Annotated in this window: 15 protein-coding genes; all 15 read right to left on the bottom strand. The window is 39.3% G+C overall.

Annotated elements, in window-relative coordinates; genetic code table 11:
- Positions 1–778 precede the first annotated feature (778 nt).
- Complete coding sequence (locus tag C7972_RS16325) at positions 779–1,522, bottom strand: peroxiredoxin (RefSeq protein WP_110357238.1); 744 nt, start codon at positions 1,520–1,522, stop codon at positions 779–781.
- A gap of 163 nt (positions 1,523–1,685) precedes the next feature.
- Positions 1,686–2,447 carry an SDR family oxidoreductase gene (locus tag C7972_RS16320; protein WP_110357237.1) on the bottom strand — a complete coding sequence of 254 codons (762 nt, stop codon included), beginning with the start codon at positions 2,445–2,447 and terminating at the stop codon, positions 1,686–1,688.
- Between the two features lie 177 nt (positions 2,448–2,624).
- Positions 2,625–3,011: a hypothetical protein gene (locus tag C7972_RS16315; protein ID WP_110357236.1), complete on the bottom strand. Its 387-nt coding sequence runs from the start codon at positions 3,009–3,011 to the stop codon at positions 2,625–2,627.
- 84 nt (positions 3,012–3,095) lie between these two features.
- A complete protein-coding gene (locus C7972_RS16310) occupies positions 3,096–4,385 on the bottom strand; it encodes a Gfo/Idh/MocA family protein (RefSeq protein WP_110357247.1) in 1,290 nt (429 codons plus the stop codon).
- Positions 4,386–4,454: 69 nt separating this feature from the next.
- Entirely contained in the window at positions 4,455–5,738 is a 1,284-nt protein-coding gene (locus C7972_RS16305) for an acetylxylan esterase (RefSeq protein WP_110357246.1), read from the bottom strand.
- 271 nt (positions 5,739–6,009) lie between these two features.
- Positions 6,010–6,486 carry a DUF3291 domain-containing protein gene (locus C7972_RS16300; RefSeq protein ID WP_110357235.1) on the bottom strand — a complete coding sequence of 159 codons (477 nt, stop codon included), beginning with the start codon at positions 6,484–6,486 and terminating at the stop codon, positions 6,010–6,012.
- Between the two features lie 335 nt (positions 6,487–6,821).
- Positions 6,822–9,458: a glucosidase gene (locus tag C7972_RS16295; protein ID WP_110357234.1), complete on the bottom strand. Its 2,637-nt coding sequence runs from the start codon at positions 9,456–9,458 to the stop codon at positions 6,822–6,824.
- Positions 9,459–9,807: 349 nt separating this feature from the next.
- Positions 9,808–11,568, bottom strand: a complete 1,761-nt coding sequence (locus C7972_RS16290) for a response regulator (RefSeq protein WP_258364880.1) — start codon at positions 11,566–11,568, stop codon at positions 9,808–9,810.
- A gap of 125 nt (positions 11,569–11,693) precedes the next feature.
- The gene (locus C7972_RS16285) at positions 11,694–12,029 is read right to left on the bottom strand and encodes a n-acetylglutamate synthase (RefSeq protein WP_110357233.1); all 336 of its coding nucleotides are present in this window, start codon (positions 12,027–12,029) and stop codon (positions 11,694–11,696) included.
- A 496-nt stretch (positions 12,030–12,525) separates the two neighbouring features.
- Positions 12,526–14,493, bottom strand: coding sequence for a glycoside hydrolase family 97 protein (locus C7972_RS16280; RefSeq protein WP_110357232.1), 1,968 nt, complete (start codon positions 14,491–14,493; stop codon positions 12,526–12,528).
- Positions 14,494–14,647: 154 nt separating this feature from the next.
- The gene (locus tag C7972_RS16275) at positions 14,648–15,889 is read right to left on the bottom strand and encodes a S9 family peptidase (RefSeq protein WP_181422916.1); all 1,242 of its coding nucleotides are present in this window, start codon (positions 15,887–15,889) and stop codon (positions 14,648–14,650) included.
- Positions 15,890–16,138: 249 nt separating this feature from the next.
- Positions 16,139–16,978, bottom strand: coding sequence for a hypothetical protein (locus tag C7972_RS16270; protein WP_110357230.1), 840 nt, complete (start codon positions 16,976–16,978; stop codon positions 16,139–16,141).
- 193 nt (positions 16,979–17,171) lie between these two features.
- On the bottom strand, positions 17,172–18,119 hold the full coding sequence (gene egtD / locus C7972_RS16265; RefSeq protein ID WP_110357229.1) for an L-histidine N(alpha)-methyltransferase: 948 nt from the start codon (positions 18,117–18,119) through the stop codon (positions 17,172–17,174).
- Positions 18,116–19,267 (bottom strand): ergothioneine biosynthesis protein EgtB, encoded by a 1,152-nt coding sequence (gene egtB / locus C7972_RS16260; RefSeq protein WP_110357228.1) that lies wholly within the window; start codon positions 19,265–19,267, stop codon positions 18,116–18,118. The genes egtD and egtB overlap by 4 nt, the downstream gene beginning before the upstream one ends.
- Positions 19,267–19,995, bottom strand: coding sequence for an FAD-binding oxidoreductase (locus C7972_RS16255; protein ID WP_110357227.1), 729 nt, complete (start codon positions 19,993–19,995; stop codon positions 19,267–19,269). Before C7972_RS16255 ends, egtB begins: the two co-directional genes overlap by 1 nt.
- Positions 19,996–20,005 lie beyond the last annotated feature (10 nt).

Below are 20,005 nucleotides of genomic sequence, written 5' to 3'. Positions count from 1 at the left end.
ATTGCGTCTGATTATTGGTCTTCCAAACGACATTGCTTTTCATACCATTAAGATAAGAAAATCAATACTTTTTTTAAAATCATAAACAAAAAAAAGAGACTGCCTTTTTAGACAGCCTCATTTTTGTTTGTGGACCCGTCTTTAAAAACCACAGGCTCCTTGAATCTGAATAGTAAAATAAACCCCGCCTTTTTGGCGGGGTTTCAAAGGATCGATCCCAAAAGTTGTGTGTGAATTAGAAAAAAAATAATTTACTATCTCATTTTTGTGTTCTGTTCATTTTTTGCATCGCCCAAAAAACGAACCAAAAAACGCTAGGCTGATTTTAAATTTCTTTAAATCTACGCACTTTCCACGGCCCCGGCGTCCAGGCCGCTTTCACTTGGGTGAAATGCTCTATGGACGCCTTCCACCTTCCAATGTGAAAACCACTTGATTTAAGACGAAATTGAAAATAGGCCGGCCCTTACGTTCCGTCAACCTTCATGTGGGGATAAGTCATTTTCCGTTATTAAAAACCTTTGGTATTGCCATCAAGGTCTCTGGTTTGGTCATTCTTCTTCCGTCGTGGAGATGGCATGGCCGTTAAGAATTATTGAAGCCTTGGATATAATTTAATCATTGGTTTTACAAAATTGCTCATATTAATAAAAACTATTTATCAAAAAAAACACGACTGATCAAATTAATCCTAATTTTTTGATAAACACAACAATTGATCATGATCCGTTTCAAATTTATTATCCAGATCCTTAGAGGGGACCACTAATATGGTTCATTATTCAGTTGTTAGGGTTTTGCGTTGACTCTTTTTGTTTAACACTCTATCCAGTACCGTATCCTTATCCAACTTTTTGGTACAGAAGAACCAATCCTTACAATCTATTTCACTGTCTTCCATTCTGTCTTTTGCAGTTCCACAGGAACCAGCTGGTCCTACTATTACATCATCACCCGGACGCCAATCGGCAGGAGTGGCAACCCCAAATTCGTCAGCGGCCTGTAATGCTATGACTACACGGTATAGTTCATCGAAGTTTCTTCCCAAACTTAAAGGATAATAAATTATGGTCCTTATAATCCCCTTTGGATCAATAAAGAAAACAGCCCTGACCGCTTTTGTTGAATCTTCATTGGGTTGAATCATTCCATATTTTTTGGCAACCTCCATGGTAATGTCTTCAATTAAAGGAAAATTTACTTCAACATTTTTCATCCCTTTGTACTCTATTTTTTCCTTTATGGTACGTAACCATGCAATATGGCTGTACAAACCATCTATTGAAAGACCAACAAGCTTGCAATTTGCTTCTGCAAATTTATCTTCCATGGTTGCAAAGGTCATAAACTCCGAGGTACATACAGGAGTAAAGTCGGCCGGATGACTAAATAGGATTACCCAATCGCCTTTATAATCACTGGGGAAATCTATATTACCTTGGGTTGTAACAGCTTTAAATTCCGGTGCAGCATCCCCAATACGTGGCATGCTGATGTGTTCGTTTACTTGATCTTGTTCCATTGTTCTATATTTAGAATATTAATGGAACTAAGGTATTTTAATTTGAATTTTTGCACAGTGACCAATGTTACACACCTTCAATTTAGTATAGGTGGTAGGATAAATTGATTTACCATGTCATTTGGAATATCATAGGCCTCCTACATAGTAATCCGAAATAGCCCTACAATAGAATCCCTCCTGAAGCTTCTATACGCTGACCATTGATCCAGCGGGCATCCTCGGTACACAAAAATGCCACCACACCACCAATATCTTCTGGTTCTCCCACTCTTCCCAAGGCAGTGGCAGCAGTTACAGCCTGTCTTTTTTGTTCGTTTGTTTTGTTTTTCCCACCACCAAAATCAGTTGCTACGGCTCCTGGGGCCACCACATTGGCGGTAATTTTTCTAGGTGCCAATTCTTTGGCCAAGTATCTGGTAAATACTTCCACGGCAGCTTTAGTTGGGGCATAGGCGGATGAATTTGGAAAAGTAAACCGGGTGAGACCGGAAGAAATGTTAATAATTCTACTCCCGTCATTTAAATAGGGCAGGGCCTTTTGGGTTAGGAAATAGACCCCCTTGAAATGAACATTTACCATTTCATCAAACTGTTCCTCCGTGGTTTCAATAAAAGGTTGATAAATTCCAGTACCTGCATTGTTTATTAAAAAATCGAACTTTTCCTGGCCTGTCTCGGCTTTCAGATAAGCGGAAAGCTGACCAAAGAATTCATCAAAGGAATTGATCTTAGCGGTATCCAATGGCAGCGCATAAGCCATCCGACCCAAATCCCTAATTTCTGTAACAACCTTATCTGCCGCCGATTTGTTGGAGTGGTACGTAATTATGACATCGATTCCTTTTTTCGCGATATTAAGGGCCATATCCTTACCTAGGCCTCGACTTCCTCCTGTTACTACGGCAATTTTGTTTACGGGCATGATAATAGATTTTTGTTTTTGTAAAATTCGGGATTATTTAGGAAAAGGACCAAGTAGACATGAATAATATTGCTGGAAATATTGTCTCTCTTTAAGTTTGGAATATTTCTATAGCTTCTTGTTTAGTGCCTACATATCCCAGAAAGGAAGGGAATGATTTTTACTTATAGAGTTGTTTTATTTTTCCTTTTTAACAATAATAAAACAAAGAATGCATGAAACCAGGGTCAAGAAACTTCCTGCAATTAATTCTATTACACTTTTGGCAAATAGATTGCCTAAGGTGTTCAAAGCAAAAAAGACAACAAATATCCAAATGAGTACATCAATGGCCTTGTTAGTTTTTCCGCTCTCCAAAAGTTGGTATTTTATGAACAGGACCAGGGCCATAAAGATATTGATCAGGATGGAAAAAGCTTCAAAAGATTTCATTTCCCCAACAGAATTTAATTTTCCCGCCCAGACCTTATCATAGGGTATTTGCTCCGTGAAAATTAATATATGAAATATCAAAAGTGTTCCAAGTAAAAGGAACATAATTTTCAAGGCAATTCTTTTATTCATTGTATCATTGTTGTTAATGCTGGAAATGCCCAATATTGAGCAGTTGTATTCTACCGCTTACCCCCCTTGTTTTGGAATGGGTTCCTAGGTTACCAACCGCCAGGCTTTTCTGGCTTTTCTTGACAATAGTTTATTGGCCTCGGAGTCTCCTATAAATTTCTCCTTCTCAGAATTCCAATTGAGTTTCCTTCCCATTCTGTACGAAATCAACCCTAAATGCATGGGCAGGGTCATGGTACGGGCATAGGCCAGGTTCGATTCGGGTTGGGTCCTGGATTTAACGGAATCAACAAAGTTTTGTTGGTGTCCCGGAGAACGGATTATACTTTTTGGTACTTCAGGGATATCGGTCACAGTTTCCCCATTGATGGTGATTTCACGGGAATTGTAATCACAAATTAAACTTCCCTTATCTCCTTCAAAATAAGCGCCAATTCCACGCTCTGCCGCACCGGGAACATTTGGAGGTTCACTGGTCCAATAGAGCTTTAGACCGTCGAACTCATAATCGATTTCGATCCATTTTGGAGTATCGGCAATACCTTCGGCTTTTTCTCCTCGGGCAACAATACTCTTTAGGCCTTTGGGTTCCAAGGCCCAAAAAGCCACATCGGCAATATGGCACCAGAAATCGGCAAAAAAACCTCCGGAATAATCCAAGAAATAGCGGTACGTAAAGTGGCATTTTTCGGGGATATAATCTACATAGGGTGCCGGTCCCAGCCACATATCCCAATTAAGCCCTTTAGGGACGGCCGCAGTTTTTGGATTGCCCAAATTTGGTGGTGCCCCGGTTTTCCATAATCGAACCGTGTGGACTTTGCCAATGGCGCCCGACTTTATAATTTCTACCACACGATGGTAATTGTCCGTGGCATGTATCTGCGTCCCCATTTGAAAAATACGGTTGTGCTTTTCCATGTTTTTGAGCATCATTTGTCCCTCTTTAACATCATAGGAAAGGGGTTTCTCACCGTACACATCCTTTCCTGCCTGGAAAGCCAGGCTTGCGATCTGTGCATGCCAATGGTCCGGGGTAGCACAGGTGATGGCATCAATATCTTTTCGGTCCAGAATTTTTCGGAAATCACCGTAACCTTTTACTTTTTTTCCAGGCTGAAGGGTTTCCATTGTTTTTAGACTACTTGCCAGATGGGATTCATCTACATCACAGAGGGCAACCACATCCACTTCGGGTAGAGCGCTGAACCATTTCATATGGCTGTTGCCCATACCGCCCACACCAATGTGGGCTACACGGAGGCGATCGCTAGGCGCAATTTTGCCATAGGCCGAAGGTAACAATGTTAGGCCCAGAAGTCCCAGACCACTTTGTTTTATAAATTCTCTCCGATGCTGTTCTTTAATTTTCATTACTGCTTGGTTTGGTTCCATTAAATATGGGAAGGACCTCGTTAAATCCTTGGCGTCCCATCTATCCGATTACTTGAGCTTAGTGTAAAGCCATTCTTTTTTCAACTCCTGTTGTTCTGGGTAGGTCCAATGCTGGGTCTTTTGAAAAAGATGAAGCTCCTTTGGGGCCGTTAATACATTAAAGGCGGAATAAGTAGAGGCAGGCGGACATACATTGTCATTATAGCCCCAACTGTACCAGCCCGGTACTTTTACAAAACGGGCAAAATTTACGACATCATAATATTTGGAAACTTCTATTTTTTCCGGTTTGTTGGTGAAATCGTCTACGAAAATTTGAGGCCACCCTCCAGCACGCCCGTGTAAAAATCCCGTCATATCGGATAGGGCAGGGAAAAAGGCTGCCAAATAATCAATTCTATCATCCAAGCCTGCGGTCACAATGGAAAGTGCACCGCCTTGACTACCACCGGTAACCGCAATATCTTCACCATTAAAACCGTCTACACTTTCTATAAAATCGACAGCCCTAACACAACCGAGATAAACACGGCGGTAGTAGGCATTATCCCGATCATCCAAATTAAAGGTCTGGTAACCGTTGAGCGCCCCACTTCTAAGGTTGTCATAAACGCTTTTATCCAAGTTTACAGGAATGCCGTGGATACCAATGGTAAAAGAGATAAAACCTTCCGCAGCTTCGTCAATTTCCCCATAGTAAGGGCGGATTCCTGCACCGGGCACGTGAAGGATGGCTGGGTATTTCCCTGCTTTTTTTGGTTTGGTTAGAATACCATAGATTTTCCCTGTTATATTGTCCAATTGCACATGGTATACATCTACCTTGTCTGTGCAGCGTTCTGGCATCAAAGTCAGTACTGGGTTCATAGGTACTTGGTTCAATTCTTCCTTGCCTTTATTCCAAAACGCTTCAAAATCTTTGGGTAAGGTGGTGGTGGGCCGAATTTTGTCAGGTTCAAAACCTACCGTGGTATAGGACGAATACTCCTTCCCATCTACTTCAACAGTTGCTGTACAACGGAGAAATCCAGGTTCGGTAAATTTTTTGGCCTTGATTTTAGTGGATGTGTTTCGAAGGGTGCGTGTGCCCTCATCCCAAACCTTTAGGGTGCGGTACCCAGGGTCTGGTTGAACCTTGTACTTAATCTCTATATCGTCCAGGGCTACATTGTTTTTAAAAACGGAAATGGTAAACTCCGCTTGTTCACCTAGGGAGTAGGTCCAATCGGCATGGTTTGGACTTACAATGACCTCTACGAGTTGTTGACGGGGTTGTGCAATTAAAAAAGTGCTAAAAAGGAGGAAGCACGCAAACGAAGTAAAATTTTTCATTTTCAATCTTTTGGTTTGGTTTTTATTCAACATTACAGCGATACCTTGGAAGTATGCCTAAATTTATGTGGAAGAAATGGGTACTGATTCCCAACCACCGTAGAAAGATAATAAATTAAGTGGAATTTTAGTCACGCTATACAGGGTCCCGAAAAATCAAATATTTGTTTATGGTAAAATTGCAATAGGTTCTGTTAATTCAAGGAAAGAAAAGGAGGTTGGTTGGCTACACTGGAAGACTACTTCTATGCTGTATCCTAATATAAAATTTTCACCTATCCAGTTTGGTTCCGTCAAAATTATATATATCAGTCATACTGAAAGCAATTTCGGAGGAACCAAACTGATTTAGGAAATCCAATTTTGATTTTGCCTCATGTACTGATGGAAGCTTACCTGCTTCCAAATACCACATTACCGCTGTATGGCCTTCTATTTCAGAGGACCATTTTTTTCTGCTCTTTAAAAAATAACTATGCACCGTTTGATAGGTATAGGTTTTTAAATATTCGTAATTGAGCCATACGGACATATTAATAAAAATCAATTCATCCTGGTAAGGAGTTTCCAGGTCGGTGGCTCCGTAAGAACTCTCGTCCTTAAGTCTCCAAATAAAACCAGGACTTTCCTCAGCCAACTGATTCACTGGCCCCAAAAAATCCTTGAACTCCTTCACTATGGGAGAATCGAGATGATCTTTGAGTTTAATGATATTGAATTGGGCTAGGTGATAATCATTATGGCTCATGTTTAATTTAATTGGTTAATATTTAAAGGACCTTAACTTTTGAAGTATTAAAATTACCAAAAAATATAAGTCTAAACATCTATTAGTGAAACTCAATTTTGAGAAGTAAGTAAGACGCACTTAAAATTGCAAGTTGAACTAATCCCGCCTTTTTCGACGGGATCTAGGTTCAATACCTCGACCCTAGGGTCTATTCCTATTATTGGGTTCAGGGTCTGCCGACAAAGTCAGACTTGCCCTGAGGTTTAATACCTTTTGTTAAACTAATGCCATAGTCCAAATGCCGATTGGCATTATGGAATTTTGGATTTTTACGACCAAAAAAAATAACAGGTTTAGGATTTGGATTCTTCCATTTCCATGATGAGATTGGCAATCAATGCCGTCCATCCCGTTTGATGGGAAGCTCCTAGTCCCTTGCCATTATCGCCGTCAAAAAACTCATAAAAAAGATGTTGGTTCCTAAAGTTCTCATCTGTTGAGAAAAGTTTATTGGGATCATCGGCATGATATTGGAATTTACCTTCGGAATTATGTTCAAAAAGTTTTACCAATCTCTTGGTAAGCTCGTTGGCAATCTCCTTTAAGTTGAGCTTTATACCAGATCCTGTTGGGAATTCATACTGATAGGTTGGCCCATAAAAGGTATAGTACTTTCGCAAGGATTGAATGATCATATAATTCAACGGCATCCAGATGGGGCCCCTCCAGTTGGAATTGCCCCCGAACATATTGGAGCGACTCTCGCCAGGTTCGTAATGTATGGTATAATGACCATTATGTTGAAATACAAATGGATGCTCTTTATGGTATTTTGAAAGTGAACGAATACCAAAGTCTGACAGAAATTCATCTTCGTCCAAGAGCCGGGTGAGGAGCTTTTCCAATCTATAGGCCCTCATGATCGAAAACAAGTAATTCCCATCCTTATTGGTCTCTTCAATGTTGGAGATCAGGGAAGCCAGATCTGGTCGTGTCCTTACTATTTCGGCCGCCCGAATTTTAAATTCCTTCAATTGTTCAAAGAGGTCCTTATGTATTATCTCTACCGCAAATAAGGGAATTATACCTACCAGCGATCGGACTTTCAACCTACTGGTTTCACCATTGGAGAGCTCAACCACGTCATAATAAAAATCGTCCCCATCATCCCAAAGTGAAATGTCTTTTTTCCCAATATGGTGCATGGCCCAGGCAATATTCAAAAAATGCCTAAAAAATTTGGCGGCAGACTCCTCATAGACCTTATTGGTTTTGGCAAGTTCCAAAGACATACGCAACATATTCACAGTAAACATGGCCATCCAACTGGTGGCATCGGCCTGTTGCATTCTACTCACCCCTTGGGGCATATGATTACGGTCGAATACACCTATGTTATCCAGCCCCAAAAAACCACCTTCAAAGAGATCGGTACCGTGTTTGTCCTTTTGGTTTACCCACCAAGTAAAATTAATAAGTAGTTTTTGAAAGGCATTTTCCAAAAATTTGGTATCGCCCATACCGTTTTGTTGTTTGTCCTTTTCATACACGTTCCAAACCGCCCAGGAATGTACGGGGGGGTTAACATCACTAAAATTCCACTCGTAGGCCGGTATTTGCCCGTTGGGGTGCATATAGCTTTCGCGCAGTACCAGGAGTAATTGTTCCTTGGCAAAATAGGGGTCTATCTCAGCAAAGGAAACCATATGAAAGGCAAGGTCCCAAGCTGCGTACCATGGATACTCCCACTTGTCGGGCATGGATATTACATGCCGATTGGTAAGGTGTTGCCAACTAAAATTCCTGGCATTGGCCCTGTTTGGTTTTGGTTCACCTGGTCCTCCAAATAGCCACTTAAAGACATCGTAGTAATAGAACTGCTTGGTCCACAACAACCCTGAGAAGGCACTTTTGGCTATCTTTTGGTGGGTTTTTGGCAAGTTTTTATTTAGTTTGGTATCATAGAATTCCTCACATTCCTTTATTCTTTCCTCAAAAATAGTATCAAAATTTGCCCAAGGATCCTGTAATTTTCTTTTACTAAGACGTACCCGTATAATCTTTTCTTCACCGGCCTTTAATTTAAACTTATGCCAGATGGCCGATTTGGAACCGTTCTTTTCGGGATTTACTGTACGCTTGCCATTTACTACATGATCATTTATACCATCTTTCACATATTCCACCTCATTGGGTACATTATAAACACGCCTATTGTTGGTCTCGTTTTCACAGAAAAGTTGTTCTCCATATTCGTGATAAAGGTAATGCCTGCCATTCCTTATACTTCTAGCTTGCAGGCAATTGTCTGCAATAGATTTTATACTTGGTCGTTTAAATCGCTTGTTGTGCTTCCAGAAATTTCTGAACCATAGGTGTGGGAGTACATGAATCTCAGCCTTCCTACGACCTCTGTTGACAATGGTGATTTTCATTAGAATATCCTCTATATCGGCTTTGGCGTATTCTATATAACAATCGAAATATGCATTTTTCCCAAATATATTGGTATCCAGTAGTTCATATTCCGTTTCCTCTCGGCTCCGAATATTGTTTTTAATCAGGTCGCTATATGGAAATTTCTTATGTGGATACTTATAAAGGTATTTGCTGTAGGAATGTGTGGGTGTGGATACCTGATGAAAATAGAGTTCCTTAACATCTTCGCCGTGATTCCCCTGATTGTTGGTAAGTCCGAACAGGCGTTCCTTTAAAATATCATCTTTGCCGTTCCAAAAGGCCGGAGCCAGACATAAAATCTCCCTTGAGTCACAAAAGCCACCTATACCTTCTTCTCCCCATCTATAGGCATTGCTACGCGCCTTTTCATGTCCTATAAAATCCCAGGCATTTCCGTGCTCACTGTAATCTTCCCGAACGGTTCCCCATTGTCTTTCCGCCAAATAGGGCCCCCATTTTTTCCAATTCTTGTAGGTGTCGGGAACGGCCAGTCTTTCTTCCTCAGCAATTTTCGGGGTAAAATGTGCCATTGAGTTATTGTTTAGGTATATACAGTAGAATTAATCCATAACTATTAAAAACCCGAATGTCCTATAGTTGACCTTACTGTCTGAATAACTATTTTTTCATACTGGTACGATGGCAAAAATAAGGCTAATTAATTCAGGTGGTAATTTTACTCTGTAATATTACCTAATTGTTATTTTTATCGATATTTATTTTACTATCCTCCAAAAAAAACGACACAAATTAAGGAAGTGATATTGTATTTTCCTTTTCAGCTAAGCTATGTGGTCTTACTTAGATATGGGACTATAGCGAATTTTTGTGGTATATAAAGCTGTGTGAAATAAGCATTTCATTAATGGATTCATATAGTTAAGTTATTGGGATTTCATTTTGTATTGCTTCTTCAATCTTATCCAGAAGGTCTTCGGGCTCAAAAGGTTTGAAAATGAAACCGTTCATTCCACTTTCTATAATTTTGCTCTTAACTTCCATAAATACAGAGGCAGATAGGGCCAAAATGGGAATATCCGCATTAAATTTTCTTATTTCCTTGGAGGCGGAATATCCGTCCATTATCGGCATTTGTATATCCATTAATAAGGCATCGTAATTGTTCTCCAGAACTTTGTTTACGGCTTCTTGTCCGTCATATGCCACATCTACCAAGAGGTTGGCCTTTTCCAAAATTTGTCTGCCCACCATAACGTTGATCTGGTTGTCTTCCACCAACAGGATTCTTTTTCCCTTTAAATTATGTTCCTTTCTTTGGGTGGTTTGTTCCAGTTCCTCGTTTGGGGCCAATTTTAATGACAAATCGAAACTAAAGCTACTGCCCAGCCCCGGCTTGCTAAGAATTTTTACCTGGGAATCCATGGCTTCCACTATACTTTTTACAATAGGTAACCCTAGACCCGTTCCGCCATATAAACGATTTGTGCTGGAAGATGCCTGGCTAAAGGCTTGCCATACCTTTTCCTGTTGATCCTCGGCAATACCTATTCCCGTATCCGTTATTTCTGTACGCAGAAGAACAGTGTTCTTGGTCTGGTTCAGCTTTGAGATCTTCAGGGTTACGCTTCCTTCATCGGTAAACTTGATGGCGTTTGAAACTAGGTTGTTTATTACTTGATTAAAGCGCACAATATCCAACTGAACTATGGGTAGGTCCTTGTCAATTTCCAATTGTAGCGTAATACCTTTTCGCAAGCAACTGGGTTCGTGTATTTTTTTTATCTGTTTTACGGCCAAGATGATATTGGTAGGAATTGGATCCAAGGTAATTTTTGTGGATTCCATTTTACTGAAGTCCAAAACATTGTTAAGTAGATTCAGTAAAATTTTCCCGGAATAATTCAGTGCTTCTATATTTTGTTCCTGATCTTTTCTGGGATTGGAATCCCCCAATATGTGCGAGAGGCCGGTGATTGCGTTTAGTGGTGTCCTTATCTCATGGCTCATCATGCTCAAAAATCTGGATTTTGCATTGGATTCCTCAATGGCTTCCTCACGTTGGTTATGGATACTGGAAGAATATTGGGCATTTATGTGGGAGAAATAAATTATTTGATAGGTTACCAGTATAATGGTAGTGGCAATGGAGATGGGGTAAACATATTTACCGGCCAGTTCTGCATCCAAATGGGCCTGGGTAAACAGATCAAAATTCGTGGCATAAAGAAGTAACCAAAGCAGCATGGGAAGTACTGAAAAAATAACGATATAGAGCCTTTCCCGCCTATAGGAAAACGTTACAAACGGTAAGGCCAGGGCAAACATCAAAATAAACTCTACACTACCGGCTTTTCCTATAAAGGAGGCAGTGAGTGCAACACTAATATTGAAGACCAAGAGGTAGATAAAGCGGGCAAGTGTAAGCATGCCTTTTTTGGATAATAACGCGGAAATAATAAAAAATGGGATGGTAGCAGCAATATAATTGCTCAGGTCTGCCAAATCCAAACCTCTGGCAATAAAAAACCAAATTACAGATAATAGGGTTGTAAGTATTGATATGCGATAGACCAGTTTTACCCGTCTTAAAGAGAATTCATCCATTGATTGTAATCTTCGTTCAATATTATATATTCCCCAGCTTAAAACACCTTGGATATAGTGCAAGGGGATGTTCATTTTTAAAACGATTTTCCCCTTTAATTATTATAAGTAAATTCCTACATATCTAATTTTGATAAGCAATTGGTAGTGTGTCATAGTCTTTCTGATTATACAGTCCTCTACCCCAGAAGTATATACGCTTATATCTCTTCAATAACAGATTTTCCGGTGGAATTATTACCACTTGTCCATTGCCATTTTTCGTGAAGTCTAATTTTTCCGTTGGATAAAACCTCTGGTCTCGAATGGCAGACCCCTGTTATTAGTTCGCCTTTACCGTTTATTTGATGATAACTCATATTTATATTGCCGGCCGGGTCTACCAAACCTATCAAATGTCCTTCAACAATATGGCCACCCCGATATTCCGAAGTCAAAATATTCCCTTTTTGTCGGTATTCAAAAATAGTTTCCTTATTGGTTTCCCCGTTTTCGGAGTTGACTACGGTTCTAAATTTTTTATTGTTATAATTCATGGGGTAGTGCGGATTACATTTTTTGGATATCAGGCTAGAACTACTGTTTACTAAATAATGTGCCCTTAAAGATTTTTGGATGAATCACTCCTCCTTGGTTAATACATATAGGCACCTTCAAAATTTGAATTAACGGAAGGGTGGGGCATTAAATTCATTGATCCTTTCTTATACCAATTATTCAACAACTCTTTAACCATGCCCATTAGCATGCCATATATACGATTTTTTATAAACTTTATTGAAATTTGATGGCTGTGCGTTGATTTTGATGTGGGGCAAACCATTTTCCTTATTCCGTATACACGCATCCACTATAGATTCCCTTCCCGCCTGGTTTTCTGTAATCTAAATTACGCAAATTGGATGATGTAAGTTTTTCGGACTGCACATACCTATAAGCAATACCAACACTAAAACTGAGATTTCGACAGGTTCATTTTTTAGTGACTAGAGTTAACGGTCATAGAGCAATGTAGGGCTATTGTGCTTAATATCATTGTCTACTGGGAATTGTGATGATGGCCGACCAACCTCCACCAGGGGACATTTTAGCTGTGACTTTGGATTTTCGGTTTACTTCCATCGTATCTATCTTGTAGTCTTCCGCATAGCGGTCCGCGTTTATACCATCCCTAAACACCTTCATATTAAAGTTTCCCTCCTTTAAGAATGAGAGATCCAATTGTAATTCCCTGGAAGTCCAATCGGTCATAGCTCCAATAAACCATTTGTCGCCCTTTTTTCTGGCTACTGCAATATAATCGCCTATTGCACCATGAAGTACAATGGTTTCGTCCCATATAGTTGGAATTTGTGCGATAAAGTCCACAGTCTCCTGTTCTTGATAATACCTTGATGGGGATTCGCAAAGCATCTGTAAGGGAGCCTCATAAACCACATACATGGCTACTTGATGAGCCCGTGTCCCCATACTCATTGGTCGCTTGCCGCTAATGCCAAAATTGGCCTTTTGTCTATTGCTCATAGCTCCAGGAGTATAGTCCATTGGTCCTGCGGCCATTCGAATAAAGGGAATGGTCACATTGTGCTCGGGGGTAACATCTTTGCTCCATTTGTTGTTTTCATTGCCCTTTACACCTTCATAGTTAATAACATTGGGATATTTACGTCTTAAGCCCGAAGGTTTGAACGAACCGTGAAAATCAACCAACAATTCCAGCCTAGCACATTCTTTTGCTATTTCCTCATATGAGTTCACTACATATTGGTCACTGCGTTGAATAAAATCGATCTTAATTCCTTTGGCACCCCAACTTTTGTAGGTTTCAAGGATTTCGATTAGGTTGTCCCGGAGGGGTTTCCATAGCGTCCAAAGAATAATATCCACTCCTTTTTCTTTTCCATACCCAATTAATTCAGCTACATCTATATCAGGATTGAAATCGAGGATTTCTGTGGTCGACTTTGTCCATCCTTCATCCAAAATTATATAATCTATATTGTTGGCAGAGGCAAAATCAATATAGTATTTGTAGGTAGCCGTGTTTAACCCTGATTTAAAATCTACCCCATAAATATTATTGGCATTATACCAATCCCATGCCACTTTACCTGGTTTGATCCATGCCGTATTCTTAATTGCTTGCGGGCTGGATAGTTGATAGGATAAGTTGCTCTCTACAAAGGTACGGTCGTCATTGCTCATCATAAAAACCCTCCATGGATATTCCCTGTTACCAGATACTTTAGCTATATAATCTGCTTCCTTTGTAATGGATTGATTGCGGTCTGGTTGTTCTTTATCATCTACTGCCTCCAGAACAAATTTTGGAAAAATAGCATCTACGGTGGTATTCCCGTTCCCTCCCACAAACATTCCGGGATAATCATGAAGGGCTGTTTCTGTCAATAATACCTTCGCCTTGTCCGTAGTAAAAACGACAGGCAAACTACAAAATTCATTCGCTTCTATGTCTGTTACGAATTTGTTCAAATAGGAACGTTCATTGTGTGAATACATACTGTCTTCTTGGGGAAAAATGGCTTTTGTTCCTTCCGGAAAAGTGATCCTTGCCTGTTCTGATATTACATTTTTCCCCCTCTTGCCCATGTCGATAAATTGATAGGCAACACCATCGTTGTAGGCTCTAAATTTAAGCTGAAATTGTTCCCTAAAAGTAAGGGACAATTGAACATATTCATCCTTAATTTCGGCATCCTTATGCGGGATCGTGGGATATATCATTGAAGAAAATTCATTTATGGAATGGTGCTTTACCTTGGAATTTACACCGAAATCTTCCCCAGAGGAAAAATCCATAGCTATTTTGGCTTCCTTGATAATTACATGCCCGTTTAGGGAAGCAGACCAGAATATTCCACCATCAGCCTTAACTTTGAGTTGTATGTTTTTGTCAGGGGAAGTGATTTCATAATTTTGTGCATACGTTTGCTGAACCACTAAAAATATGCCAAGTAAAAAAAGTGCTCTTAACATCATAATTCCAGAAGATTTTTCCAATGCTTTTAGGTTATATTTTACACCGGGGTGTTCTGGACAAAGAACAGGGTTTAGCTATTAATTTTCAATATTTAAAGGACATTTATTTTAGCAGAAATGTGGCCATTATTTTAGCAATTGCTGTTTTGAGTAATTATTTAGCTTCGATTGCTTTGAGCCAATTGGTAATTACTGTTAAATACTCCGGTGTCAATAATTGAAAATAAGGAAATTCATTATTAACGGATGTCATAGAATGTGATGTGTTTTTTAAAGTAATGACCTTATAATTATTTGAATTGGATTTACTAATTACTTTTTCGATGGTTTTGTAACTATCCATGGGAATTATTTCATCCGATAATCCTTGAATCACCAATATGGGCTGTGTTATTTTCTCAAAATACGGTAGTCCACTAAAATTCAACTTATAATCCTTTTGTACACCCTCCTCAGGAATCCATATATGCTTAAGCCAATCTTCCTTGCCGTTTTCATTTTTTATCGTAAGCAATGATTCGTATGAAATATTGCCTGCGAGATAATCATACCCTGCTTTTTGAACATTTAGAGCCCGATCAATATTAGCTTTTCCCAACAGATCGTAGTTCAAATTTCTCCAATGGTTCAAATCGCTTTCCATAAGGGTTCCACTTGGACAGCTGATGGAAATCCCAAAACCCAAATCGGGCACTTTAGACAAGATATAAGGTATCTTTATACCTCCCTGACTGCTTCCTTTAATGCCAATAACCGATAAAGGCAGTGAGGATATTTTGGAGAAGAATTCCAAGGCATTGATATCATCGGTACAAAGTTCTTCAATGGTTGCGGATTGCCAATCTCCTTCAGATTTGCCAGTTCCACGTTTATCATAATTAAAAACTGTGTACCCTAAATCCGCAAAGTATTGTGCTTCGGCATTGGAGCCACTTCGGTCATTTCCTTGAGAGGAAGTCACGTAAAACAAACCCTTTTTTATCGGATTTTTAGGCTTCCATAAGGTCCCATGAAGCTTCAGGGTATTGGAAACAAAGATTAATTCCTGTTTTTCAATTAGGTCCGATTCCTTTAAATTATCAGGGGTCAGCTCGGTCTCAAAAGTGTTTAATAATTTTTCTGTTTCATTGGAATAAACCTTTAACTGTCCTTTGAAGTTCCGATTGTACGGCAAGAACTTGTATTCATAGGTATAATAATCACTGATCACATAAAAATTGAGGGAGTCTTTGTCATAAGTTGTGTTTTGACAGGGTATTTCAAAAGCATTCATTTCCATACTTGAAAAAAATGCCCTTGTTTTACCTTCAATCGGCGCAAGTGCTATTTGATAATTAAAGCTTGTTTTTCCATGACTAATATTACCTTTAAAAGACTGCCCCTGTAATGTTGCCATGAAGCCGACAATTACTAAAAATCCGAAAAATCTCATATTTATTTACTTTTTAAACTTGTAAAAGTTAAGTAATAGAGTGACGGGGAACTTTAAAATGCAAACCGATAATATCGGTACAGAGACCATTAATTTCCTTGGCCCAATTTATAAATATTAAATTAGGTAGATGTTGTTTTCAAAAGTCAAAAGACCAGTGACTTTCAATTAGACTTTTCTACAAAATTATTTACTTAAGGATTGGCGGATTTTTTAATTGGAATAGATATTAAAAAAATGTTCCGTATCCTTAATATCATTGATTCCCAAAATCCAACAAACTTCAGAGAGGTCGGAAAAGTCCATACCACCTTGCGCGATAGCTTGATTGTTGTAGCGCCCATCTGTACCGTTGTACTTATTTGAGATTTCTATAGCGCGTTCCCAAACCTCCATTAATTGGGGATTGGTTATTTTGTCTTTCCAAGTGGTATATTCTGCTGAGCGGAAACCAGGCGTCCCGTTGCCAACAACATTTCCGTCGGGTATTTTATGATAATCCGTATTTTTCTTTACAAATTCCAGATCCTCCGGAGTGGTAACCTTTTCATTCCAATCCGAATGTTGAACCACATGAATATTTTCCGAAGTGTTAATTTCAGGTAGATCGGCTTGAATGGATTTTATTATTAGCGCTGTAAAATCTGATTGTCCGGCTTCAGCTATCCATACATCGCCTTCATTTAGTAGGGTTGAAGTTATTATGGTCATTACTTTTTCAACCGAGGGGCCTATATTTTCATGTGCATCCGTCCAATTGTCATTAAATGCCAACTGGAACAATGGATTGGGCGGCACGTATAAACCGTCCTGAATACCATAGGTGCCTGCAACGGTATGGTAGTTTATTTTTGAAAAAGCGGGGTCTCTCATAAGTGTTGCAAATGCCGCTAGGGTATGTAGGTCGTCTACATCGGTTTTGCAATCAAATTGAACCAACAACAGGTCTTTTTCCAAATTGAAATTTCCTCCTTGCAATTTACTGTAATCCAAGTCTTTACTACTGCTAGTAAATAAGGTTATTGCTATAATAACGCCTATCCTTAAAACCATTTTCCGTAAACTTTATTACTTTCAATTTACGTTTTTTACTGAAGATAAAGGCCTAAAACTGCTGTTAATTTTCAAAGCAGTTTCCAATTTGACCTTTAATCCCTGTTAAGAGGTATGGTCTTAATATTGCCTTTTGGCAGCAATGATTGGTCATACCCTACATCCCCAATCCATCAAGACCATTTTTTCCGAATTATTGTTTCTCAATAATGTAATCCGCAAAATAGTTTTTCGAATCCGTTATCTTACCAACAATTTTCAGACCCGTATCCAGGCAGATATTTTGAATGCTAATGTCATCGTATTTTCGCGAAATTTCGGTGTGGATCTGTTCCTCTTTTTTAAATGCAACTTTCATATCCAACACTTTAATTTCCACCTCTTGATTCACGGTACTTTTGATGGCACTTTTAGCTACTCCCTCCTGTTCGTCGTACATAGGGGTATGTACAAATAATTCGGTATTGAAATCAGCATCCAGTTCAGTGTTTATCCTGCTTAATAAATTTAGGTTAAAGGCACTGGTCAGGCCCTGACTATCATTGTATGCAGGAAGCACTATGTCCTTGCTTTTCTTTAAATCTGCCCCAAGTATAATTTTATCGTCTTTGGATAAGTTTTCACTAAGGTGGCTTAGGAAGGCATTGGCTTCCACATTTTCCATATTTCCAATATTGGAGCCAAGGAACAGTACTATTTTGGGTAGGGGAGAGGACTTTAATTCATGAAGGATATGAAAGTAATCCCCCAGTTTGGGGTCTATTTTTTTATTTGGAATCTGTTGATGGATATTTTCCTCTATTTGGTGCAGTGCTTTGGCTGAAATATCGATCGGGCAGTACTTGTACTGAAAATTAAGGGTATCCAATGCTTTAAGTAATTCAATGGTTTTATACCCATCGCCAGCCCCAAGTTCGATAAGGTCAAAACTTTTTTGACTTGTTATGCCTAAAAGTTTTATGATTTCAGGAGCTTTCTTTTGAAAAATTTCAAACTCTGCATCGGTCAAATAGTACTCGGGCAATTTCATTATTTTAGAAAAAAGGGCAGAACCTTTTTCGTCATAAAAATATTTTGAGGACAGGCTTTTCGGGGTTTTACTTAGACCCTCTTTAACATCGTTGGCGAATTGTTTGTTCATTTAGCTAAGCGTATACCAGTAAACTGCCATTGGGCATCTGGATGAAAAAAATTACGATAAGTGGGTCTGCTATGTTTTGGAGAGGTAGCCATAGAGGCGCCTCTTAGCACCATTTGGTTGATCATAAATTTGCCATTGTACTCCCCAATGGCACCATCGGCCTTTTTAAAACCGGGGTACGGTAAATATGCACTGTTGGTCCATTCCCAACGCTGCCCCCAATTAAGTCTGTCCGAAGCTATTTCCCACTCAAATTCTGTAGGTAATCGCATGCCTTTCCATTCGGCAAAAGCCATGGCTTCATAAAAACTGATGTGATTTAAAATATCATTTTCGTTTATTTTCTGAAACCCCTTTAAGGTGTAATGCATCCATTGGCCATCCATTAGATGCCAATACAATGGCATTGAAACTCGGTTTTGCTGTAACCAGGACCAGCCTTCATCCAGCCACAAATTAAAATCACTATAGCCACCAGCTTCAATAAACTTCAGGTATTCGCCATTGGTAACCAGACCTTTTTGAATTTCAAAATCATGTAAGTACACCTTGTGTACTCCCAATTCATTGTCAAAACAAAAACCATCTCCTTGATATCCTATGGTGTAGACCCCTTCCGGAATTTTTATATTTCCCGATTCGGTATTGCTTTCTTGGCCCAATAAACTAGTGTCGGCATCATAAACAGGAAACAATGGATTTTGTCCAAACATATATTTGATATCGCTCAGTAATAATTCCTGATGCTGCTGCTCGTGGTGCAATCCCAAAGTGATCAATTGAACGACATTGGCATCCAGCTTTTGATGCAACAATTGCCCCATAGCCGTATCCACATATTGTCTATAGGCATACACTTCTTCTGTGGTAGGTCTGGTGAGATTACCGCGTTTTGCCCTTAAAACCCTGTCTCCTGCATTGTTGTAATAACTGTTGAACAGGTAGGCAAAATCTTTATTAAAAGGCCTATAATCCAAGAGGTGGGGCAGTAGGATAAAGGTTTCAAAAAACCAACTACTATGTGCCAATTGCCATTTTGCCGGGCTTGCAAATTCGGCAACCTGCACCACATAATCTTCTGTTTTGAGAGGCTTGCAGATGAATTCTGTATAAGCTCGAACTTCTTTGTACTGGTCCAATATATGCATTATTCAAGTCCTTTTTTATCTGGATTCCAGAAAGGTTTGGTTTTAACTTGCTTGGTTTCCCAATTCAGTTCTTGTCTAAAAAAATGGTTTAAGGTCACACAAATTCTACTATCACCTGCTATGTATGCCATTTTTTTTCCCTTAAATGTAGAGACTTTTTCTCTTATCATCGCAATAATATCTTCGGAAGGATTTTTTGGCAATCCGTAAAAATCGAATGGTAGGGTACCGTCAACATCAGGAAACAGGTCTTGTTTATCTTGGCTGTACAAAATGCTTTCCACCTGTTTGTCCTTGCCAATATTTCGACGAATCATATAAAGGTGCGATAGTGCAGAGAGGTCGCCTACCATCATGTAGCTATCGGCAGAGACATCTGCCAAAAAGTTGCCTTTTTTGGTTTTAAAATAAACCTTTTCACCTACATGGCATTCCTTTATCCATTGACTGCCAATACCATTGCTGTGGATGGCAATGGCCACATCCATATACGACTTGTCCTTATCGATATCCCAAATGCTATAGCTTCTCATTTTGTCTTTCAATGACAATTCATCCCTGCCTATACCCAATCCCATACGCAGGAAAGAGCCTGGTATAAAATTGGTTTTGCCTATGTTTTCATTTTCTAGACGAATTTTAAAAGCAGCCTCGGAAAGTTTCACTTTTTCGGTGATTACAGCTTCATTTAATACGACGGATTTTAAAATAGTTTCAATAAAACTCATACCTCTGTTT

The sequence above is a fragment of the Arenibacter sp. ARW7G5Y1 genome, from assembly GCF_003201775.1.
Lineage (GTDB): Bacteria > Bacteroidota > Bacteroidia > Flavobacteriales > Flavobacteriaceae > Arenibacter.
Note: the sequence above shows the minus strand (reverse complement) of the source record. Positions and strands in the feature narration are given on the sequence as shown.